At 54.6% G+C, this 19788-nt stretch carries 22 protein-coding genes and 3 other annotated features; of the genes, 21 read left to right on the top strand and 1 reads right to left on the bottom strand.

The features are described 5' to 3' along the window. Positions 1-19 precede the first annotated feature (19 nt). The 15 genes from coaE to ETC02_RS10085 all read left to right on the top strand — a co-directional run bounded on the left by coaE (position 20) and on the right by ETC02_RS10085 (position 12926). The gene (gene coaE, locus ETC02_RS10155) at positions 20-625 is read left to right on the top strand and encodes a dephospho-CoA kinase (RefSeq protein WP_050367660.1); all 606 of its coding nucleotides are present in this window, start codon (positions 20-22) and stop codon (positions 623-625) included. 116 nt (positions 626-741) lie between these two features. Further along, positions 742-1770 (top strand): glyceraldehyde-3-phosphate dehydrogenase, encoded by a 1029-nt coding sequence (locus ETC02_RS10150; RefSeq protein ID WP_050367659.1) that lies wholly within the window; start codon positions 742-744, stop codon positions 1768-1770. 299 nt (positions 1771-2069) lie between these two features. Further along, positions 2070-2444, top strand: a complete 375-nt coding sequence (speD, locus tag ETC02_RS10145; RefSeq protein WP_033008533.1) for an adenosylmethionine decarboxylase — start codon at positions 2070-2072, stop codon at positions 2442-2444. 126 nt (positions 2445-2570) lie between these two features. Next, positions 2571-2969 (top strand): hypothetical protein, encoded by a 399-nt coding sequence (locus ETC02_RS10140; protein WP_033008532.1) that lies wholly within the window; start codon positions 2571-2573, stop codon positions 2967-2969. Positions 2970-3036: 67 nt separating this feature from the next. Continuing rightward, positions 3037-3498 carry a transcriptional regulator NrdR gene (gene nrdR / locus ETC02_RS10135; protein ID WP_033008531.1) on the top strand — a complete coding sequence of 154 codons (462 nt, stop codon included), beginning with the start codon at positions 3037-3039 and terminating at the stop codon, positions 3496-3498. Between the two features lie 105 nt (positions 3499-3603). Then, a complete protein-coding gene (locus ETC02_RS10130) occupies positions 3604-4995 on the top strand; it encodes a replication initiation and membrane attachment family protein (protein WP_033014406.1) in 1392 nt (463 codons plus the stop codon). Positions 4996-5006: 11 nt separating this feature from the next. After that, positions 5007-5939, top strand: coding sequence for a primosomal protein DnaI (dnaI, locus tag ETC02_RS10125; RefSeq protein WP_033010808.1), 933 nt, complete (start codon positions 5007-5009; stop codon positions 5937-5939). A 286-nt stretch (positions 5940-6225) separates the two neighbouring features. Continuing rightward, the gene (gene ytxC, locus ETC02_RS10120) at positions 6226-7101 is read left to right on the top strand and encodes a putative sporulation protein YtxC (protein ID WP_050367658.1); all 876 of its coding nucleotides are present in this window, start codon (positions 6226-6228) and stop codon (positions 7099-7101) included. 46 nt (positions 7102-7147) lie between these two features. Continuing rightward, positions 7148-7373, top strand: a binding site (T-box leader). Between the two features lie 49 nt (positions 7374-7422). Next, the gene (gene thrS, locus ETC02_RS10115) at positions 7423-9366 is read left to right on the top strand and encodes a threonine--tRNA ligase (protein WP_033010805.1); all 1944 of its coding nucleotides are present in this window, start codon (positions 7423-7425) and stop codon (positions 9364-9366) included. Between the two features lie 214 nt (positions 9367-9580). Beyond that, positions 9581-9712 (top strand) — a sequence feature (ribosomal protein L20 leader region). Then, positions 9708-10286 carry a translation initiation factor IF-3 gene (infC, locus tag ETC02_RS10110; RefSeq protein WP_080729625.1) on the top strand — a complete coding sequence of 193 codons (579 nt, stop codon included), beginning with the start codon at positions 9708-9710 and terminating at the stop codon, positions 10284-10286. (Overlaps the previous feature by 5 nt.) Positions 10287-10299: 13 nt before the next feature. Continuing rightward, complete coding sequence (gene rpmI / locus ETC02_RS10105; RefSeq protein WP_025949458.1) at positions 10300-10500, top strand: 50S ribosomal protein L35; 201 nt, start codon at positions 10300-10302, stop codon at positions 10498-10500. A gap of 25 nt (positions 10501-10525) precedes the next feature. Further along, positions 10526-10885, top strand: coding sequence for a 50S ribosomal protein L20 (rplT, locus tag ETC02_RS10100; RefSeq protein ID WP_011887944.1), 360 nt, complete (start codon positions 10526-10528; stop codon positions 10883-10885). Positions 10886-10992: 107 nt separating this feature from the next. Further along, positions 10993-11244: a DUF1294 domain-containing protein gene (locus tag ETC02_RS10095; RefSeq protein ID WP_041470570.1), complete on the top strand. Its 252-nt coding sequence runs from the start codon at positions 10993-10995 to the stop codon at positions 11242-11244. Between the two features lie 15 nt (positions 11245-11259). After that, a complete protein-coding gene (locus ETC02_RS10090) occupies positions 11260-11745 on the top strand; it encodes a dUTP diphosphatase (protein WP_171698248.1) in 486 nt (161 codons plus the stop codon). A gap of 92 nt (positions 11746-11837) precedes the next feature. Further along, entirely contained in the window at positions 11838-12926 is a 1089-nt protein-coding gene (locus ETC02_RS10085) for a M42 family metallopeptidase (protein WP_033010802.1), read from the top strand. Between the two features lie 28 nt (positions 12927-12954). On the opposite strand, the gene sspI is transcribed toward ETC02_RS10085, so the two are convergent. Beyond that, a complete protein-coding gene (gene sspI / locus ETC02_RS10080) occupies positions 12955-13164 on the bottom strand; it encodes a small acid-soluble spore protein SspI (protein WP_015375579.1) in 210 nt (69 codons plus the stop codon). A gap of 127 nt (positions 13165-13291) precedes the next feature. On the opposite strand from sspI, the gene ETC02_RS10075 reads away from it, so the two are divergent. The 6 genes from ETC02_RS10075 (at position 13292) to pheT (ending at position 19653) form a co-directional block, all read left to right on the top strand. Further along, a complete protein-coding gene (locus ETC02_RS10075) occupies positions 13292-14035 on the top strand; it encodes an HI0074 family nucleotidyltransferase substrate-binding subunit (protein WP_033010811.1) in 744 nt (247 codons plus the stop codon). A 128-nt stretch (positions 14036-14163) separates the two neighbouring features. Further along, on the top strand, positions 14164-14688 hold the full coding sequence (msrA, locus tag ETC02_RS10070) for a peptide-methionine (S)-S-oxide reductase MsrA (RefSeq protein WP_013144533.1): 525 nt from the start codon (positions 14164-14166) through the stop codon (positions 14686-14688). Further along, positions 14685-15437 carry a TrmH family RNA methyltransferase gene (locus tag ETC02_RS10065; protein ID WP_033010801.1) on the top strand — a complete coding sequence of 251 codons (753 nt, stop codon included), beginning with the start codon at positions 14685-14687 and terminating at the stop codon, positions 15435-15437. Before msrA ends, ETC02_RS10065 begins: the two co-directional genes overlap by 4 nt. Positions 15438-15477: 40 nt before the next feature. Continuing rightward, entirely contained in the window at positions 15478-15849 is a 372-nt protein-coding gene (locus ETC02_RS10060; RefSeq protein ID WP_011232182.1) for a hypothetical protein, read from the top strand. Between the two features lie 55 nt (positions 15850-15904). Then, positions 15905-16140 (top strand) — a binding site (T-box leader). Positions 16141-16182: 42 nt separating this feature from the next. Further along, a complete protein-coding gene (gene pheS / locus ETC02_RS10055) occupies positions 16183-17217 on the top strand; it encodes a phenylalanine--tRNA ligase subunit alpha (RefSeq protein ID WP_050367657.1) in 1035 nt (344 codons plus the stop codon). A gap of 21 nt (positions 17218-17238) precedes the next feature. After that, positions 17239-19653, top strand: coding sequence for a phenylalanine--tRNA ligase subunit beta (gene pheT / locus ETC02_RS10050; RefSeq protein WP_021322144.1), 2415 nt, complete (start codon positions 17239-17241; stop codon positions 19651-19653). Positions 19654-19788 lie beyond the last annotated feature (135 nt).

The following is a 19788-nucleotide window of genomic DNA, read 5'->3' as shown; positions in this document are numbered from 1 at the left end:
AAAAAAGGAGGGGTGCCGAATGGCATTCACGATCGGATTAACCGGTGGAATTGCGAGCGGCAAAAGCACGGTCAGCGCGATGATGCGCGAGCTCGGCCTTCCGGTCATCGATGCGGATGAGGCGGCGCGCGCCGTCGTCCGCCCGGGGGAGGAGGCGTACCGGCAAATCGTCACTGCATTCGGTCCGGGCATTTTGCGGGCGGACGGCGAAATCGACCGAGCCAAACTCGGGGCGATCGTCTTTAACGACGAACAACAGCGGAAAGTGCTCAACGCCATCGTTCACCCAGCGGTGCGGAAAAAAATGCTGGCTGAAAAAGAAGCGCACATCCGCTCCGGAGCGAAGACCGTCGTCCTAGATATTCCGCTGTTATTTGAAAGCGGGCTGACTCATTGGGTGGATAAAGTGCTTGTCGTGTACGTCGACGATGACGTTCAGCTCCGCCGGCTCATGGCGCGCAACGGTTTCACCGAAGAGGAAGCGCTCGCCCGCATCCGCTCCCAGTGGCCGATGGCGGAAAAAGTGAAACGGGCCGATGCGGTGATTGACAACAACGGGACGATCGAAGAGACACGCCGGCAGTTGCTGGCCATTTTGCATCAATGGGACGCCTTGGGAAAATAGGCGTCTTTTTTGCTGCGTTTTATTGATTTTGTTCTCCACATTTCATAAAAATATGATATACTATTTATGTGGATGAAAATAAATAGTATAACATATATGAGAGGAGAACAAGGTGAATGAAGGCGAAAGTGGCGATTAACGGATTCGGACGAATTGGACGGATGGTATTCCGGAGAGCCATCAATTCTCCCGACCTTGAAATTGTGGCGGTGAATGCCAGCTATCCGCCGGAAACGTTAGCCCATTTGGTGAAATACGACTCCAACCACGGCAAATTCGACGGCGATGTCGCCGCTTTGGAAGACGGATTGCTTGTCAACGGCAAAAAGGTGAAATTGCTGAACTTGCGCGATCCGCAACAATTGCCGTGGAAAGAGCTTGATATTGATATTGTGATTGAAGCGACCGGCAAATTTAACGCCCGCGAAAAGGCAAGCCTTCACTTGGATGCTGGGGCGAAACGCGTCATTTTAACCGCTCCGGGCAAAAATGAGGATGTGACGATTGTCGTCGGCGTCAATGAACAGATGTTGGATATTGACCGTCATTTTATCATTTCCAACGCTTCGTGCACGACGAACTGCCTCGCCCCGGTCGTGAAAGTGCTTGATGAAGCGTTCGGAATTGAAAACGGCCTGATGACAACTGTTCATGCTTATACGAACGATCAAAAAAACATCGACAATCCGCATAAAGATTTGCGCCGCGCCCGTTCATGCGCCCAGTCGATCATCCCGACGACGACGGGAGCCGCGAAGGCGCTCGGGCTGGTGTTGCCGCATTTAAAAGGAAAGCTTCATGGCATGGCGTTGCGCGTTCCGACGCCGAACGTGTCGCTTGTCGATTTGGTCGTTGACGTCAAGCGGGATGTGACGGTCGAGGAAGTGAACGAAGCTCTTCTCCGCGCAGCCAATGGTCCGCTGAAAGGCATTTTGGATTTCACGATGGAGCCGCTTGTGTCGATCGATTTCAACACGAACCCGCATTCGGCGATCATTGACGGTTTGTCGACAATGGTGATTGACGGCCGGAAAGTGAAAGTGCTCGCCTGGTACGACAACGAGTGGGGCTATTCGTGCCGCGTCGTCGACTTGACCAGCCTTGTCGCCGCCAAAATGAATGAGCGTCTTCATGTGAGCGCTTAAGCAGTTTTTCTTCCAATCTCGCAATCGTGAAAAGATGCGAAAAGCGTCCGATCCGCCCGTGTGGCGGTGTGGGCGCTTTTTCCTTTTGGCATGCGAAAAATTAAAAAAGCCTGTTGCAAAAACCCCCTAAACAAAGTATACTATGTTTCGTGAACTTCTTAACGGCAAAGGTAATGTGACTACTTAAAGGGTTAGGACCTCTTAGGACTAACTTTCCCCCGTGGTAGTTATACATGCCATTTTGCAACCTACAAATCTGTTTTTTATTTGAGAAAATTGGTTAAAAGGGGGACTTTCGCATGGATACGATGGGTCGTCACGTTATCTCGGAACTTTGGGGATGCGACTTTGACAAACTGAACGATATGGACTTTATTGAAAAAACGTTTGTAGACGCCGCATTAAAGTCGGGAGCGGAAATTCGCGAAGTCGCGTTCCATAAATTCGCTCCGCAAGGCGTAAGCGGGGTCGTCATTATTTCCGAATCCCATTTAACGATTCATACGTTTCCGGAACACGGCTATGCCAGCATTGATGTGTATACATGCGGCCATTTAGACCCGACCATCGCCGCGGATTACATCGCCGAAAAGCTTGGCGCGCAAACGCGGGAAACGATTGAGCTGCCGCGCGGCATGCGCCCGATTGAAGTGAAAAAGGCGCACGCGCTGTAATTCCATAACAACGGAAGCAAAAGGAGCGTAAACAGGACGCTCCTTTTTTTACGCTTTCGGCGGTGCCATGGCGGCCAAAATCATGGTATGATGGTGAAAAAAAAGAACGATTAGGGAGACGTGGCTATGAGCATGTGGAAAAAGTTGAAGTATGCGTTGACGAACCATTGCGAAACGCGGGAAAACCATGAGGACGCCGAGCTCCGGAGCCATTACTACAAAGCGGCCCACCGCGCTGTCATCGACGCGGTGAAAGAGCTGCTCGCTTCGCTGCCTGACGCCGAGCTGCTTTCCGTTTCCGAAGAGCGCGGCGAGCTTTGCGCCCAAACGCGGCGTGGCCCCAAGCTGTTTATCGTCGCCACCGTCATTTCCGTCCGCCCGTTTGAAACGGCGGTGGACTTTTCGGTGACGACCGAGACAAAGTTCTTGCCGTTTGATTTTGGCCGCAGCCGGGCGGTCATCCTTGAGTTATACCGGAAGCTTGACGGCCGCCTGCCGTATATTGGTTCTGGCCTCAATAGCTGACTATGGCTTGTCTGCCCTCTGCCATTCCGGTATGATAGAAGATAAGAAGAGGAACGGAGTGGATGTTATGCGATGTCCGTCATGCCATCACCAAGGCACGCGCGTGCTTGACTCGCGCCCGGCCGAAGAAGGCCGCTCGATTCGCCGCCGGCGCGAGTGCGAACAATGCCACTATCGATTTACGACGTTTGAGCGGGTCGAGGAACCGCCGCTGATTGTCGTCAAAAAAGAAGGGACGCGCGAGGAGTTCAGCCGGGAAAAAATTTTGCGCGGTTTGATCAAAGCGTGTGAAAAACGGCCGGTGGCGCTTGAGCAATTGGAAAAAGTGACGCAGGAAATCGAGCGCGAGCTGCGCAGCCAAGGCGTATCGGAAGTAAAAAGCGAAACGATCGGCGAAATGGTCATGGAGCGGCTGTCGCGCATCGATGAGGTGGCCTATGTCCGCTTCGCTTCCGTCTATCGGCAGTTTAAAGATATCAACGTATTTATCGAAGAGCTAAAAGAGCTGATTAAAAAAGGACAACGGTAAAAGGGCTCGGGCGGGAATGCGGCAGGCCCTTTTTTCAGCTTATTTTTCGGCCGGGAAGGCGAGAGGTGGATGGAAACGAATATGGCAGAATGGAAGGTCGGAGCGATGCCACACCATTGGAAAGAGTTGTTGGCCGTTGATCGGTATATGGTGCAAAGCCGCACTGCGCTGCACGATGCGGACCGAAAAGTGTTGACTATGCTGTATCAGCCGCTGATCGGCCATCGTGCGCTCGCCTTATATATGACGCTTTGGGGGGAGCTCGAGCTGCTTGGCGGCCGGGAAGCGACCCACCATCGGCTTATGGCGCTCATGCAGTGCGGTCTGCCGGACATTTACAGCGAGCGGCTGAAGCTCGAAGGCATCGGGCTGCTGAATACGTACGTCCACGCCCCCGAGGCGGAAGAGCCGAAGCAGTTTGTGTATGAGCTGCGCCCGCCGCTGGCGCCGGATCAATTTTTCCGCGACGAAATGCTCGGCGTCTTTTTGTACCGGCAAGTCGGCCGTCATATGTTTGCCCAGCTGAATGACTGTTTTGCCTGCCCGGTTGTGGATGAGACAAAGTTCACCCGGGTGACGCGCGCGTTTTCGGACGTATTTTCGTCCGTTCATGCTGAACAAATCGTCGCGGGATTCAATGAAGAGGCCGGGCGCGAGCTCGAGCCGCCGGATGGAAAAGTGCACATGGGGCGGGACGAGGCGTCGTATGCGCTCGATGACGGCGTGTTTGATTTTGAGCTGTTTTTTGCCGGCTTGTCGAAACAGATGGTGCCGCGCCGGGCCGTAACCGCGAAAGTGAAAGAAGCGATCAAAAAGTTGGCATTTTTGTACGGCATCCCGCCGCTGGAAATGCAAAAAATTGTCCTCGGCGTCATCGATCCGGCATACGAGATTGACATTGACGCCCTGCGCCGGGCGGCCCGGGAGTGGTATGAGATCGAGCACGGCGGCGCCGCCCCGCGCCTTGTCGAACGGGTGCAGCCGCTCGCTTACCGGACGATGGAATACATCGAGCCGCGCACAAAAGAGGAGGCGTTGATGAAGCAGCTCGAGACGATCTCCCCGCGCCAGCTTCTGAAGGAAATTTCCGGGGGAGCGGAGCCGTCGCTCGCCGATTTGCAATTGATCGAAGATATTATGTTTCAACAGCAGCTTCTTCCGGGCGTCGTCAATGTGCTGATTTATTACGTCATGCTGCGGACGAATATGAAACTATCGAAAAAATATGTCGAGAAAATCGCCAGCCATTGGGCGCGCAAAAAGGTGCGCACCGTCAAAGAGGCGATGGAGCTGGCTAAAGAGGAAGCAAAGACGTACCAAAACTGGGCGAATGAAAAAGAAAAAGGGACGCGGACAGTGCGCAAAGTCGTGCGCACCGAAATCGTCCCCGACTGGCTGAACATGGATTACAGCCAGCCGGATGATGACGACTTTGATGTGGAACAGGCGCGCAAAGAGCTCGAGGAACGGCTGAAAAAATACCGTGATGGATCGTAGGTGTAAAGGCGATGGAACGAGTAAATCAACTGTTGCAGCGGCTGTTCGGAAACGAAGGGTTCCGGCGGCGCTATGAACAAATGCGGCGCTATATTTTGACGCATCCGGACGTGCAGCCGTTTTTGCAGGCGCACGAGCAGCAGCTGTCGCGCGATGCGGTGGACCGAAGTTTAATGAAGCTGTACGAATTTATCGAGCAACATGGCCATTGCCGCCAGTGCCCAGGGCTCGAGCAATGCCCAAATATGCTGCCGGGGTATCATCCGAACTTGGTGGTCGCCGGCGGGCGAATTGACGTTGAATACGACCGCTGCCCGAAAAAAGTGCAAGATGATGAACGGAGAAGGCAGGAAGCGCTCATTCAAAGCATGTTCGTGCCGCGGGAAATTTTGCAAGCTTCGCTGTCGGATGTGGATCTTAGCGACGATGGGCGCATTAAAGCCATCCAGTTTGCAGAGAAGTTCGTGACGGAGTACGAGCCGGGGAAAAAAATGAAAGGATTGTACTTGTACGGGTCGTTCGGCGTCGGCAAAACGTATTTGCTCGGGGCGATCGCCAATGAACTGGCGAAACGGAACATTCCGTCGCTCATCGTCTATGTGCCGGAGCTGTTTCGCGAGCTGAAGCATTCATTGCAAGATCAGACGATGAACGAAAAGCTCGATTATGTGAAAAAAGTGCCGGTGCTCATGCTCGATGACCTTGGAGCGGAGGCGATGTCGAGCTGGGTGCGCGACGATGTGCTCGGCCCAATTTTGCAATACCGGATGTTTGAAAATTTGCCGACCTTTTTCACCTCCAACTTTGATATGAAGCAGCTCGCCCACCATTTGACGTATTCGCAGCGCGGCGAGGAAGAAAAAGTGAAAGCCGCCCGCATTATGGAGCGGATCCGCTCACTCGCGCACCCGGTTGAAATTACCGGGCCAAACCGCCGCGAATGATGGATAAGCGGTCAAACGGCGCGCTTAAGGCGTCCCCTGACGCAAGGGGGCGCCGTTTTTCTGCGCTGGGGCGGAAAGGATGCATTCTCCGCCAGCCGCCAAGGAGCGGGGCATCTTGGCGAATGAACCCGTTGCGAATGTCTGTGCGCTCCGTCCGCCGCAGCCGCCGAGCGGCGCATCCCTGTAGGCGGGAAACGTTGGACGTTTTGCGCTTTTTTAGTCTAAACAGCTGATTGTCCCCATATATATAAACCAAGCGTTGATCTCGGAGAAGGGGGGACAGCGGGTGATCGAAATCCATTTTGACAAGGCAAGCGAGGCGGAGAAACTGTTTTGGCTGCTGAATGAACGGAAACGGGATGCCTGTCCGCTGTTTCACGCCGCTTACGACGGAAACAAGATCGTGGCGGTTTACATATACGGCGACGAGAAGCACGTGCTCGAGACGTATATCATACCAGCCATGACTGCATTTGTGCAGTCTGTCCTCGAAGACCGGCTGTTGTTGTCGATCATTTCCGGTGTCTTTTATTTTCGCGACCGCGAGGAACAGCAGCAAATTTTGGCGCTCGCCCATTCGTTTTTGGACGGTGAACGGCGCGATTATCAGAAAGGGACGGAGTTTGCTGCTTCGCGCATGGCGCTGCTGCGCGAGGCGTGCGCTTCGTTTTTGCGCGACGGGCTGTCCTTCTCGTTTTCGTCGTTTGTCACCTTTCGGCTGAAGCCGTACATCGAGCGGCTTGAACATTATGTCGGGCTCGCGATTGACGAGTACAAATTGGAGCAAGAGTATCAAACTTTCGTGCAAATGCTGCGCGAATGCCTGGTTGGCCGGACGCCGCAATGGCCGCGCCTGTATTTGGTGCACGACCCGCCGCACTTCGTGTTTTACGACCGCCACCGCCGCGAGCTGTCGGCGGCGGAAGTGAAACAGCTGATCGACCGCCATCTCGTCGTCAGCCAGCCGATGTATATCGATTCTTCGGTGCTCGCGCCGCTTGTCTCGCTTGCTCCGGCGGAAATTGAGCTGTATACCGACCACCCGGATGACGGCATGGTGCAGACGCTGCAAAACGTGTTTCAAGAGCGGCTTCGCCTCCGCCGCCGCGCTGATTTTTCCCGCTTGTTTGTCGCCAGCGCCGGAAATGGGGAAGAATCTTGATTTTTCTTTTCGGTTCCGCTATAATATCGTACATGAATAACCGCATAGACAAGCGATGACGAGGATATGGGTGCATTTTTACGGTTTCCAGAGAGGGAAGGCGGCGGCTGGAACCTTCCTAACACGAAAAATGCGCTTACCCCCTCAGAGCTGCGGCAGCGAACGGAGCGCCCAGTAGTTGCCGCCGGTGGCTAGCCGTTATTGTTGTTGAGCCATGGCGTTGTGTTGCCATGGGAAGAAGGGTGGAACCACGACGAAAACTCGTCCCTTTTGAGGGAGGAGTTTTTTTCTTTTTTAATTATGACAAAGGAGTGATTGCCGATGCCAGACATGATTCGCATCACGTTCCCGGACGGGGCGCAAAAGGAGTTTGCGAGCGGGACATCGACCGAAGACATCGCCGCGTCGATCAGTCCGGGGCTGAAGAAAAAAGCGATCGCCGGGAAACTGAACGGCCGGTTCGTCGATTTGCGCACGCCGCTTCATGAGGACGGCGAGCTGGTGATTATCACCCAAGATATGCCAGAGGCGCTTGATATTTTGCGCCATAGCGCCGCCCATTTAATGGCGCAGGCGATCAAACGGCTGTATCGCAACGTCAAGCTCGGCGTCGGACCCGTTATTGAAAACGGCTTCTACTATGATATCGATATGGAGCATAAGCTGACGCCGGACGATTTGCCGAAAATTGAGGCGGAAATGCGCAACATTGTCAAAGAAAACTTGGATATCGTCCGCAAAGAAGTGAGCCGTGAAGAAGCTATCCGGCTGTATGAAGAAATCGGCGATGAGTTGAAGCTCGAGTTGATCGCTGATATTCCGGAAGGCGAGACGATTTCCATTTACGAGCAAGGCGAGTTTTTCGACCTTTGCCGCGGCGTGCACGTGCCGTCGACCGGCAAGATCAAAGAATTCAAGCTGCTCAGCATCTCGGGGGCCTACTGGCGCGGTGACAGCAACAACAAAATGCTGCAGCGCATTTACGGGACAGCGTTTTTCAAGAAGGAAGATTTGGAGCGCTATCTGCATCTTCTCGAAGAGGCAAAGGAGCGCGACCACCGCAAATTAGGAAAAGAGCTTGAGCTGTTTGCGACGTCGCAAAAAGTCGGGCAAGGCTTGCCGCTTTGGCTGCCGAAGGGGGCGACGATCCGCCGGATCATTGAACGGTATATCGTCGACAAAGAAATCGAGCTTGGCTATGACCATGTGTATACGCCGGTGCTCGGCAGCGTCGAGCTGTACAAAACGTCAGGACACTGGGACCATTACAAAGAAAACATGTTCCCGCCGATGGAAATGGACAATGAACAGCTTGTGCTGCGTCCGATGAACTGCCCGCACCATATGATGATTTACAAAAGCAAGCTGCACAGCTACCGTGAGCTGCCGATTCGCATCGCCGAACTTGGCACGATGCACCGCTACGAAATGTCCGGAGCGCTTACCGGCTTGCAGCGCGTCCGCGGCATGACGCTTAATGACGCCCATATTTTCGTGCGCCCTGACCAAATCAAAGACGAGTTTAAACGTGTCGTCAACTTGATTTTAGAAGTATACAAAGATTTCGGGCTTGACGAGTACTCGTTCCGCTTGTCATACCGCGATCCGCATGACAAAGAAAAATATTACGACGACGATGAAATGTGGGAAAAAGCGCAACGAATGCTGCGCGAAGCGATGGACGAGCTCGGTCTCGACTACTATGAGGCTGAAGGGGAAGCGGCGTTTTACGGGCCGAAGCTCGATGTGCAAGTGCGCACGGCGCTCGGCAAAGACGAAACGCTCTCAACGGTGCAGCTCGACTTCCTCTTGCCGGAACGTTTTGACCTTACGTACATCGGCGAAGACGGGAAGCCGCACCGCCCGGTTGTCATCCACCGCGGCGTCGTCTCAACGATGGAGCGGTTTGTCGCGTTCTTGATCGAAGAATACAAAGGCGCGTTCCCGACATGGCTCGCCCCGGTTCAAGTCAAGGTGATCCCGGTGTCGCCGGAGGCGCACCTCGATTACGCCTATGACGTGCAGCGGACGCTGAAAGAACGCGGCTTCCGCGTTGAAGTCGACGAGCGCGACGAAAAAATCGGCTACAAAATCCGCGAAGCGCAAATGCAAAAAATCCCGTACATGCTCGTTGTCGGCGACAAAGAGGCGGCCGAGCGAGCGGTCAACGTCCGACGCTACGGCGAAAAAGAGAGCCGGACGATGGGGCTTGATGAATTTGCCGCCTTGTTAGCGGAAGACGTGCGGGAAAAACGGGCGAAATAAGGAACGACCTATGGCGGTCTGACGCGTTTCGGACCGCTTTTTTTTCGCGCGCAGGCGGAGGCTGGAGCGCATTGTTGCGGTCAACTGAAAATTTTCTCTTGCTAACGAAGTGAGAATCCATTATAATAAAGGACGTTGTGTTTATCAAGAGCCGCTCCTTGACATGTCATCGCCAAGGTGGTATAGTGTATAAAGTGGAATGATTGCTTGTTTGTAACGAAAGCAGAAGCGCCCGCTTCTCACCTGACCGACGCTAAGAAGGCTGTTGGCAGGTTGTTACGGTTCGCCAACTTTTTGTCCGAACGTCGTGCGCGGGTGCTTTGTGCATCCGCGCTTTTTCGTTGAGAGCGGGCTCTGCCGGCAAACAAGCCAGTTGGAAAAAACCTTGGAGGTGGCTCATTATTAGCAAAGATTTCATTATCAACGAGCAAATTCGTGCCCGGGAAGTGCGCTTGATCGATCAAAACGGCGACCAACTTGGCATCAAGTCGAAGCAGGAAGCGCTCGAAATTGCGGCGAGACGCAACTTGGACCTCGTGCTTGTGGCGCCGAACGCCAAACCGCCTGTTTGCCGCATCATGGATTACGGGAAATTCCGCTTCGAGCAGCAGAAGAAAGAAAAAGAAGCGCGCAAAAAGCAAAAGGTCATCAATGTGAAAGAAGTGCGCCTCAGCCCAACGATCGAGGAGCATGACTTCAACACGAAACTGCGCAACGCGCGCAAGTTTTTGGAAAAAGGCGATAAAGTGAAAGCGACGATCCGCTTCAAAGGACGGGCGATCACCCATAAAGAAATCGGACAGCGCGTCCTTGACCGCTTCTCGGAAGCGTGCGCCGACATCGCGGTCGTCGAAACGGCGCCGAAAATGGACGGGCGCAACATGTTTCTCGTGCTCGCACCGAAAAACGACAACAAGTAAGGAGGAAACTGTGATGCCAAAAATGAAAACTCACCGCGGCTCGGCGAAACGGTTCAAAAAGACGGCGAGCGGCAAATTGAAACGCGGCCATGCGTATACGAGCCACTTGTTTGCCAATAAAACGAAAAAACAAAAACGCCAGTTGCGCAAAGCGACGCTCGTTTCGCCTGGCGATTTCAAACGCATTCGCCAAATGCTCGACAACTTGAAATAACGACCGACTATAGGAGGGAACGATTATGCCACGCGTAAAAGGTGGACCAGTGACGCGCAGACGTCGCAAAAAAGTGTTAAAACTCGCAAAAGGCTATTTCGGCGCGAAACACGCGTTATATAGAGTTGCGAACCAGCAAGTGATGAAATCGCTCATGTATGCGTATCGCGACCGCCGTCAACGGAAGCGTGATTTCCGCAAACTGTGGATCGCCCGCATCAATGCGGCGGCCCGCCAAAACGGCCTGTCGTACAGCCGTTTGATGCACGGCTTGAAATTGGCCGGCGTCGAAGTCAACCGGAAAATGCTCGCCGACTTGGCGGTCAACGACCAAGCGGCGTTTGCCCAACTCGCCGATTTGGCGAAAGCGAACTTGAATAAGTAACCATGACGGCCATCCTGACAAAGGGTGGCCGTTTTTCTTCGGCAACGAAATGGGGGGCTTGAAAGCCGATCAGCGCTGCTGTTTTTCTGTCAAGGAAAGGGATGGATATGGTACAATACGGAATAGCGATCAATCTTCTTGCCTTTTTTATGATGGGGCTCGACAAACAAAAAGCGAAACGCCGCCGCTTTCGCATCGCCGAGCGGACGCTTTGGCTGCTGGCGTTTGCGGGCGGGGCCATCGGTGCGGCAGCTGGAATGTACACGTTTCGCCATAAAACGCGCCATCGGGCTTTTGGCTATGGCTTGCCGCTGTTGGCAGCGGTGGAGCTGTTTCTCTATTGGCGATGGATGAGGTAGAAAGGGGAGGAGAGAATGAATTGGCCTTTGCTTTACGATATGCAGCGCATGTTGGATGAGCGGATTGAAACAGAGCACGGCCTTATGCATGAGGACTTGTTCAATCGGAAAATGCTTGCGTTTCTCGTCGAACTTGGGGAGCTGGCCAATGAGACGCGCTGTTTTAAATTTTGGAGCGTGAAACCGTCGGCGCCGGCGGAACGGGTGCTGGAGGAATATGTCGACGGTTTGCATTTTTTGCTGTCGCTCGGGCTGGATTGCGGGCTGTTTTATGAAAGCCGGGAGCTTCCGGCTGTCGAGCGGCCGCTTGTTGAGCAGTTTTTGGCCGTCTTTCGCGCCGCCGAGCGGTTCGGGGAGACGAGAGCGCGAGGGGAATATGATGCGCTGTTTGCGGAGTATTGGCGGCTTGGCGTGGCGCTCGGTTTTTCTTCCGACGACATCGAGGCGGCGTATCGGCGGAAAAATGAAGTGAACCACAAGCGGCAAAACGAGCGCTACTGATCTTTTTTCGGGTGGCGAATGATTCATTTTGCCAATCGTCAGCCTTTTCAAGTATAATAAAAAAGTGGACAAAACCGGAAAGGGGTGCCAAGATGGTGAAGCTCGATGAAACGTTGACAATGCTGAAAGCGTTGACCGATGCGAAAGGCGTCCCCGGCAATGAGCGGGAAGCGCGCGATGTGATGAAGACATACATAGCTCCGTATGCGGATGAAGTGACAACGGATGGCCTCGGCAGCTTGATCGCCAAAAAAGAAGGGAAATCAGGCGGGCCGAAAGTGATGATCGCCGGCCATTTGGATGAAGTCGGCTTTATGGTGACGCAAATCGACGACAAAGGATTCATCCGCTTCCAAACGCTTGGCGGATGGTGGAGCCAAGTAATGCTCGCCCAGCGCGTGACGATCGTGACGAAAAAAGGCGACATCACCGGCGTCATCGGCTCAAAGCCGCCGCACATTTTGCCGCCGGAGGCGCGCAAAAAACCGGTCGACATCAAAGACATGTTCATCGACATCGGCGCGACAAGCCGCGAGGAAGCGATGGAGTGGGGCGTCCGCCCGGGCGATATGATCGTGCCGTATTTTGAATTTACGGTATTGAACAATGAAAAAATGCTGCTCGCGAAAGCATGGGACAACCGGATCGGCTGTGCGGTCGCCATCGATGTGCTCAAGCAGTTAAAAGGCGTCGACCACCCGAACACCGTATACGGCGTCGGCACGGTGCAAGAGGAAGTCGGCTTGCGCGGTGCGCGCACAGCGGCCCAGTTCATTCAGCCGGATATCGCGTTTGCTGTTGATGTCGGCATTGCCGGCGATACACCGGGCGTGTCGGAAAAAGAAGCGATGGGCAAACTCGGCGCCGGCCCGCACATCGTCCTGTACGACGCGACGATGGTGTCGCACCGCGGCTTGCGCGAATTCGTCATCGAAGTGGCGGAAGAGATGAACATTCCGTACCATTTTGATGCCATGCCGGGCGGCGGTACGGATGCGGGAGCAATTCACTTAACCGGTATCGGCGTTCCGTCGCTCACGATCGCCATTCCGACGCGCTACATCCACTCGCACGCCGCCATTTTGCATCGCGACGATTATGAAAACACGGTCAAGCTGCTTGTCGAAGTAATCAAACGGCTTGACGCCGACAAAGTGAAACAACTGACGTTTGACGAATAAAAACACCGGCCGATTCGGCCGGTGTTCGTCATTGTTTAACCGCCTGCTCGAGCGTGGTGAGCATCATGTCTTTTTGCTGTTCATTGGCGTGCGTCCAAATGGCTTCAAAGAGGACGCCGAGGCCGGGCAAATATTTTTCCTCGCCACGCTGGATCGCGTCCTCGATTGTATTCTCGAGCTGTTCTTTCGAGTTGTTGGCGACGTTGTGCATAATGGCTTTCCGCAAGTTCAAATCCATTTGTCTCACCTCATTGGCCGTATTGTACACCGTTATCGTTTGCCAATGGCGGCGGATTTATACATGGAGCGGCTCTCGTATATGGTATAATAGAGGAAAAACTAGACCGAAATGAGTGATGGCGACGATGGACGAGAAACCGCTCTATGGATTGGAACGAACGGTATTTCGCCAACTGCTCCATCTATTTTCCCGTTATGCTGATGTCATTGAAAAAGTCATTTTGTTCGGCTCAAGAGCACGAGGCGATTACAAGGAAGGATCGGATATCGATTTGGCGATCCAATTTCGAAAACCGGGAGGCCCGCTGTACCTCCTGCAATCGGACTTGGATGAACTTCCGATCATTTATCCGATCGATGTTGTTGATTACAATCAAATTCACAACGAACAGCTAAAAATGAATATTGACCAAGAAGGAAAGACGATTTTTCAAACGAACGAGCACGGGAAGGTGATGGTCACCATGAGCCGGCTGATGGATCGATTTTACGATTTCGAACGGGCGCTCTCCAAACTCCGGCAAAGTGCCGCAAGAGACGCTCAAACGGATGACCTTGTTGTTGATGCGACCATTCAACGCTTTGAATTCACGTACGAACTAGCATGGAAATGGATGAAACTTTATTTGGAGCATCAGGGATACGCTGAAGTGACGAGTCCGAGGAAAACGATTCGCGAGGCGTTTCGGGAAGGGTTGATTCAAGACGGAGAGACATGGCTTCGCATGCTGGAAGACCGCAACCGGACGTCCCATACGTATGACGAAGAAACGGCGATGGACATTTACGAACGCATCCGTACACACTATATCCCGCTGTTTGACCGCTTGCTTGACGAAATGAAACAACGGCTTGACTCAGCGACATGAGCGGCCGGCGTGCGGAACGGAACGAGCCTGGCTTTGTGAAGGAACTTGGCTTTGGTCGTGAAAGATGACAACGGCGCACATTTTGTTATAATCAAATGAAGAAACTTGACGCATGAGGTGACGACACAATGGAAAAAGCGACATTCGCCGGCGGCTGCTTTTGGTGCATGGTGACGCCGTTTGAGGAGCTTGACGGCATTTACGGCATCGTCTCCGGCTATACGGGCGGGCATGTCGAAAACCCAACATACGAGCAAGTGAAAACCGGCACGACCGGCCATTACGAAGCGGTGCAAATCACGTTTGACCCGGACGTCTTTCCGTATGAGCGGCTGTTGGAGCTGTATTGGTGTCAAATCGACCCGACCGATGACGGCGGCCAGTTTCACGACCGCGGGCCGCAATACCGGACGGCGATTTTTTACCATAACGAAAAACAGCGCCAGCTCGCCGAGCAGTCAAAGCGGGCGCTCGAGGAAAGCGGGCGCTTCTCGAAGCCGATTGTAACGAAAATTTTGCCGGCGACGACGTTTTACCCGGCGGAAGAGTATCATCAAAACTACCATAAGAAAAATCCGGAGCATTACAAGCAAGACCGCGCCGCGTCCGGGCGCGACGAGTTTATCGCCAAACATTGGGGGACGAAACGGTGAAGCGGATCGAATCGCCGAAAAATGCGCGCGTCAAACAATGGAAAAAGCTGCTGACCAAAAAAGGGCGCGATGAGACCGGATTGTTTTTGCTTGAAGGGTTTCATCTTGTCGAAGAGGCTGTAAAAAGCCGAGCGCCGCTTGTTGAGCTGATGGTGGACGAGCGGACAGCCATCCCGCCCGGCTGGGACGTCAGCGTCCCGGTTGTGATCGTGACCGAAGCGGTGATGAAGGCGATCAGCAGCACGGAGACGCCGCAAGGCATCGCCGCGGTGTGCCGACAGCTGCCGGCCGAGCTTGAAGGCGTGAAGACCGCCTTGCTCATTGACGCCGTGCAAGACCCGGGCAATCTCGGGACGATGATTCGCACCGCCGATGCCGCCGGGATCGATGCTGTCATCCTTGGCGAAGGGTGCGCCGATGTGTACAATCCGAAAGTCGTGCGGGCGACGCAAGGGTCGCTGTTTCATCTTCCGGTTGTCAAAGGCGATTTGGCGCAATGGATCGCGCGTTTCAAGGAGCAGGGCATTCCGGTGTACGGAACGGCCTTGGAGAATGCCGTCGATTACCGCACCGTTCCGCCTTCGTCTTCCTTCGCCTTGCTCGTCGGCAATGAAGGAAGCGGCGTCCGGCGCGAATGGCTCGAGATGACGACGGAAACCATCTACATCCCGATTTACGGCCAAGCCGAGTCGCTGAATGTCGCCGTCGCGGCCGGAATTTTGCTTTATTCCTTGCAGGCGGTGCGGTAAAATAGAATCGAAAATCAATAGGACAAGGGAGCGGAGACAGATGGATGGCGAACTGCGGGCGTTATTGAACGCTGTGCTCGAGCGTCTTGATGTTCAAGGGGCCTACATCGAACAAATGCGCATGGATATCGTCAAGCTGCAAGGAAGCGTGAAACAACTCGAAGACAAAGTCGATCGCCTTCAAAGTGATGTGGACGCCATGAAAAAAGACATGGACGCCATGAAAAAAGACATGGATGCCATGAAAAAGGACATGGATGCCATGAAAAAGGACATGTTGGGGGTCAAAAAAGATGTCGCCGCGCTCAAGGAAGGGCAAGTGCGGCAGGAAAAAATTATGGAGCGCCTTGCCATCCGCTCGATTGAACAGGAAGCGGAAATCGATGAGCTGCGCAAAGAAATTTCGGCCTGACCTTGCCTTTGCCTACTCATTTGCGTATAATGAATAGCGACAATTTTCCATACGGACAACAACGATGACGGAGAAAAGTAGCTTGCTGCTCGCCATCCAGGGAGAAAACGCCGGAGACTGGGAGCGTTTTTATGGCCGACGCAAGTGAAGTTCACCTCCCGAGTTGGCACCGGGACCATCCCAAAAGGGGATGTAAAGGTGTTCCGGCTTTCGGCCGTTATCGCAATGAAGCGAACAGCACATTTGTGCTGTTAACAAGGGTGGTACCGCGAGCAACAACTCGTCCCTTACCGGGGGGGCGGGTTTTTTATTTTGGATAGAGGAGGGACTCAAGTGAAAGAACGGCTGTACGAGCTGAAGCAAGAAGCGCTTCGCCGAATCGATGAGGCGAAAGACGTCAAAGCACTGAATGACGTGCGCGTCGCCTATTTAGGCAAAAAAGGGCCGATCACCGAAGTGCTGCGCGGCATGGGGGCATTGCCGCCGGAAGAGCGCCCGAAAATCGGCGCGCTTGCCAATGAAGTAAGAGAGGCAATCCAACAGGCGCTGGAAGCGAAACAAGCGAAACTGGAACAGGAGGAAGTGGAGCGGAAGCTGGCTGCCGAGGCGATTGATGTGACGCTGCCGGGCCGGCCTGTGAGTCTTGGCAACCCGCATCCGCTGACGCGTGTCATTGAAGAAATTGAAGACTTGTTTATCGGCATGGGCTATACGGTCGCCGAAGGGCCGGAAGTGGAGACCGACTATTACAACTTTGAGGCGCTCAACTTGCCGAAAGGCCATCCGGCCCGCGATATGCAAGATTCGTTTTACATCACGGAAGAGATTTTGCTTCGCACCCATACGTCGCCGATGCAGGCGCGGACGATGGAAAAGCACCGCGGGCGCGGCCCAGTGAAAATCATTTGCCCGGGCAAAGTGTATCGCCGCGACACCGATGATGCGACGCATTCGCACCAGTTTACGCAAATTGAAGGATTGGTTGTTGACCGGAACATCCGGATGAGCGATTTGAAAGGGACGCTGCGCGAATTTGCCCGCAAGCTGTTCGGGGAAGGGCGCGACATCCGCTTCCGGCCGAGCTTTTTCCCGTTCACGGAACCATCGGTCGAAGTTGATGTGTCCTGCTTCCGCTGCGAAGGGCGGGGCTGCGGCGTCTGCAAAGGCACCGGTTGGATCGAAATTTTAGGAGCCGGCATGGTGCATCCGAACGTGCTTGAGATGGCCGGTTTTGATTCGAAAACGTACACCGGCTTTGCGTTCGGCATGGGGCCGGAGCGGATCGCGATGCTGAAGTATGGCATTGATGACATCCGCCATTTCTATCAAAACGATCTACGTTTCTTGCGGCAATTTTTGCGTGTGTAACAGAAAAAGGAGGAGTTGGGAATGCTCGTTTCTTACCGTTGGCTAGGGGAATACGTCGATTTGACGGGCATCACCGCCAAAGAGCTCGCGGAGCGGATTACGAAAAGCGGCATTGAAGTCGAGCGGGTCGAAGCGCTTGACCGGGGAATGAAAGGAGTCGTCATCGGTCATGTGCTCGAGTGCGAGCCGCACCCGAACGCGGATAAACTGCGGAAATGCCTTGTCGACTTGGGAGAGGACGAACCCGTGCAAATCATTTGCGGCGCCCCGAACGTCGCCAAAGGGCAAAAAGTCGCCGTCGCCAAAGTCGGGGCGGTGCTGCCGGGCAATTTCAAAATCAAACGGGCGAAGCTGCGCGGGGAAGAATCGAACGGTATGATTTGTTCGCTCCAAGAGCTTGGCGTCGAAACGAAAGTCGTGCCGAAAGAATACGCGGACGGCATTTTCGTCTTTCCAAGCGACGCGCCGATCGGCGCCGATGCCATCGAGTGGCTCGGCTTGCATGACGAAGTGCTTGAACTGTCCTTGACGCCCAACCGCGCCGATTGTTTAAGCATGATCGGCGTCGCCTATGAAGTCGCCGCCATTCTCGGCCGCGATGTAAAACTGCCGGAAGCGGCGGTCAAGGAAAACAGCGAACATGTCCATGAATACATTTCCGTGCGCGTTGAGGCGCCGGAAGACAATCCGCTGTACGCCGGGCGGATTGTGAAAAACGTCCGGATCGGCCCGTCGCCTCTTTGGATGCAAGCGCGTTTGATGGCGGCCGGCATTCGCCCGCACAACAACGTCGTCGACATTACGAACTACATTTTGCTTGAGTACGGCCAGCCGCTTCATGCGTTTGACTACGACCGCCTCGGTTCGAAGGAGATTGTCGTCCGCCGTGCAAAAGCGGGCGAAACGATCATCACCCTTGATGATGTCGAGCGGAAGCTGACGGAAGAACATCTCGTCATCACCAACGGCCGCGAGCCGGTCGCCTTAGCCGGCGTGATGGGCGGGGCGAATTCGGAAGTGCGCGACGACACGACGACCGTGTTCATTGAAGCGGCGTACTTTACAAGCCCGGTCATCCGCCAAGCGGTGAAAGACCACGGGCTGCGCAGCGAGGCGAGCACCCGATTTGAAAAAGGGATCGATCCAGCGCGGACGAAAGAAGCGCTCGAGCGCGCCGCGGCGTTGATGTCGGAATACGCCGGCGGCGAGGTCGTCGGCGGCATCGTCGAAGCGAGCGTGTGGCGCCAAGACTCAGTGGTGGTGACGGTCACGCTCGAACGCATCAACGGCGTCCTCGGCACGGCAATGTCGAAAGAGGAAGTGGCCGCGATTCTTTCGAACTTGCAATTTCCGTTTACGGAAGACAACGGAACGTTCACGATCCACGTCCCGTCGCGTCGGCGCGACATTGCAATTGAAGAAGATATCATTGAAGAAGTCGCCCGTTTGTACGGCTACGACCGCCTGCCGGCGACGCTGCCGGTGGCCGAGGCGAAACCGGGCGGACTCACGCCGTACCAGGCGAAGCGCCGCCGCGTCCGCCGCTATTTGGAAGGAGCCGGCTTGTTCCAAGCGATCACGTATTCGTTGACGAGCCCGGACAAAGCGACGCGCTTTGCGCTTGAGACGGCCGAACCGATCCGCTTGGCGCTGCCGATGAGCGAAGAGCGGAGCGTTCTTCGACAAAGCTTGATTCCGCATCTGCTCGAAGCGGCGAGCTACAACCGCGCCCGCCAAGTCGAGAACGTCGCCTTGTACGAAATCGGCTCTGTCTACTTGTCCAAAGGAGAACACGTCCAACCGGCGGAAAACGAGCGGCTTGCCGGCGTTCTCACCGGCTTATGGCACGCCCATTTGTGGCAAGGCGAGAAAAAAGCGGCTGATTTTTACGTCGCCAAAGGCGTTCTTGACGGGTTGTTCGACTTGCTTGGGCTGTCCAAGCGCATCGCGTACCGCCCGGCGAAACGCGCCGATTTGCATCCCGGACGGACGGCGGACATTGTGCTTGACGGCCGGGTCATCGGCTTTGTCGGCCAGCTCCATCCGGCCGTGCAAAAAGAGTACGATTTAAAAGAAACGTACGTCTTCGAGCTCGCCTTGGCCGAGCTGTTGAACGCCGAAAGTGAAGCGATCCGCTACGAGCCGATTCCGCGATTCCCGTCCGTCGTGCGCGACATTGCCTTGGTCGTCGACGAAAACGTCGAAGCTGGCGCCCTCAAGCAAGCGATCGAAGAAGCCGGGAAACCGCTTGTCAAAGACGTCTCCCTCTTTGACGTCTACAAAGGCGACCGCCTGCCGGACGGGAAAAAATCGCTCGCCTTCTCGCTCCGCTACTACGATCCGGAGCGGACGCTCACGGATGAAGAAGTCGCCGCCGTCCACGAGCGGGTGCTCGCCGCGGTCGAGAAACAATTTGGCGCGGTGCTGCGCGGGTAAAACGAAAAGGGGCTGACCCAAAACGCGAATGCGTTTTGGGATCAGCCCCCACTTTTTTGCCTCAAATATAGAAGAATCGCCCTTTTTTCTGGTAGAATAGAGTCACCAAAACCACTACCACCGAAAGAAGGGCGA

This window comes from Geobacillus sp. DSP4a (assembly GCF_013096875.1).
In the GTDB taxonomy this organism is placed as follows: Bacteria; Bacillota; Bacilli; order Bacillales; family Anoxybacillaceae; genus Geobacillus; species Geobacillus thermophilus.
The sequence above is the reverse complement of the archived record's forward strand: the minus strand, read 5'-3'. Positions and strand labels throughout refer to the sequence as shown.

Excerpts from the sequence above, each read along its gene's own strand:
- coaE (WP_050367660.1), top strand. The coding sequence starts at position 20 with ATGGCATTCACGATCGGATTAACCGGTGGAATTGCGAGCGGCAAAAGC.
- ETC02_RS10150 (WP_050367659.1), top strand. The coding sequence starts at position 742 with ATGAAGGCGAAAGTGGCGATTAACGGATTCGGACGAATTGGACGGATG.
- speD (WP_033008533.1), top strand. The coding sequence starts at position 2,070 with ATGGATACGATGGGTCGTCACGTTATCTCGGAACTTTGGGGATGCGAC.
- ETC02_RS10140 (WP_033008532.1), top strand. The coding sequence starts at position 2,571 with ATGAGCATGTGGAAAAAGTTGAAGTATGCGTTGACGAACCATTGCGAA.
- nrdR (WP_033008531.1), top strand. The coding sequence starts at position 3,037 with ATGCGATGTCCGTCATGCCATCACCAAGGCACGCGCGTGCTTGACTCG.
- ETC02_RS10130 (WP_033014406.1), top strand. The coding sequence starts at position 3,604 with ATGCCACACCATTGGAAAGAGTTGTTGGCCGTTGATCGGTATATGGTG.
- dnaI (WP_033010808.1), top strand. The coding sequence starts at position 5,007 with ATGGAACGAGTAAATCAACTGTTGCAGCGGCTGTTCGGAAACGAAGGG.
- thrS (WP_033010805.1), top strand. The coding sequence starts at position 7,423 with ATGCCAGACATGATTCGCATCACGTTCCCGGACGGGGCGCAAAAGGAG.
- rpmI (WP_025949458.1), top strand. The coding sequence starts at position 10,300 with ATGCCAAAAATGAAAACTCACCGCGGCTCGGCGAAACGGTTCAAAAAG.
- rplT (WP_011887944.1), top strand. The coding sequence starts at position 10,526 with ATGCCACGCGTAAAAGGTGGACCAGTGACGCGCAGACGTCGCAAAAAA.
- ETC02_RS10095 (WP_041470570.1), top strand. The coding sequence starts at position 10,993 with ATGGTACAATACGGAATAGCGATCAATCTTCTTGCCTTTTTTATGATG.
- ETC02_RS10090 (WP_171698248.1), top strand. The coding sequence starts at position 11,260 with ATGAATTGGCCTTTGCTTTACGATATGCAGCGCATGTTGGATGAGCGG.
- ETC02_RS10085 (WP_033010802.1), top strand. The coding sequence starts at position 11,838 with ATGGTGAAGCTCGATGAAACGTTGACAATGCTGAAAGCGTTGACCGAT.
- sspI (WP_015375579.1), bottom strand. The coding sequence starts at position 13,164 with ATGGATTTGAACTTGCGGAAAGCCATTATGCACAACGTCGCCAACAAC.
- ETC02_RS10075 (WP_033010811.1), top strand. The coding sequence starts at position 13,292 with ATGGACGAGAAACCGCTCTATGGATTGGAACGAACGGTATTTCGCCAA.
- msrA (WP_013144533.1), top strand. The coding sequence starts at position 14,164 with ATGGAAAAAGCGACATTCGCCGGCGGCTGCTTTTGGTGCATGGTGACG.
- ETC02_RS10060 (WP_011232182.1), top strand. The coding sequence starts at position 15,478 with ATGGATGGCGAACTGCGGGCGTTATTGAACGCTGTGCTCGAGCGTCTT.
- pheT (WP_021322144.1), top strand. The coding sequence starts at position 17,239 with ATGCTCGTTTCTTACCGTTGGCTAGGGGAATACGTCGATTTGACGGGC.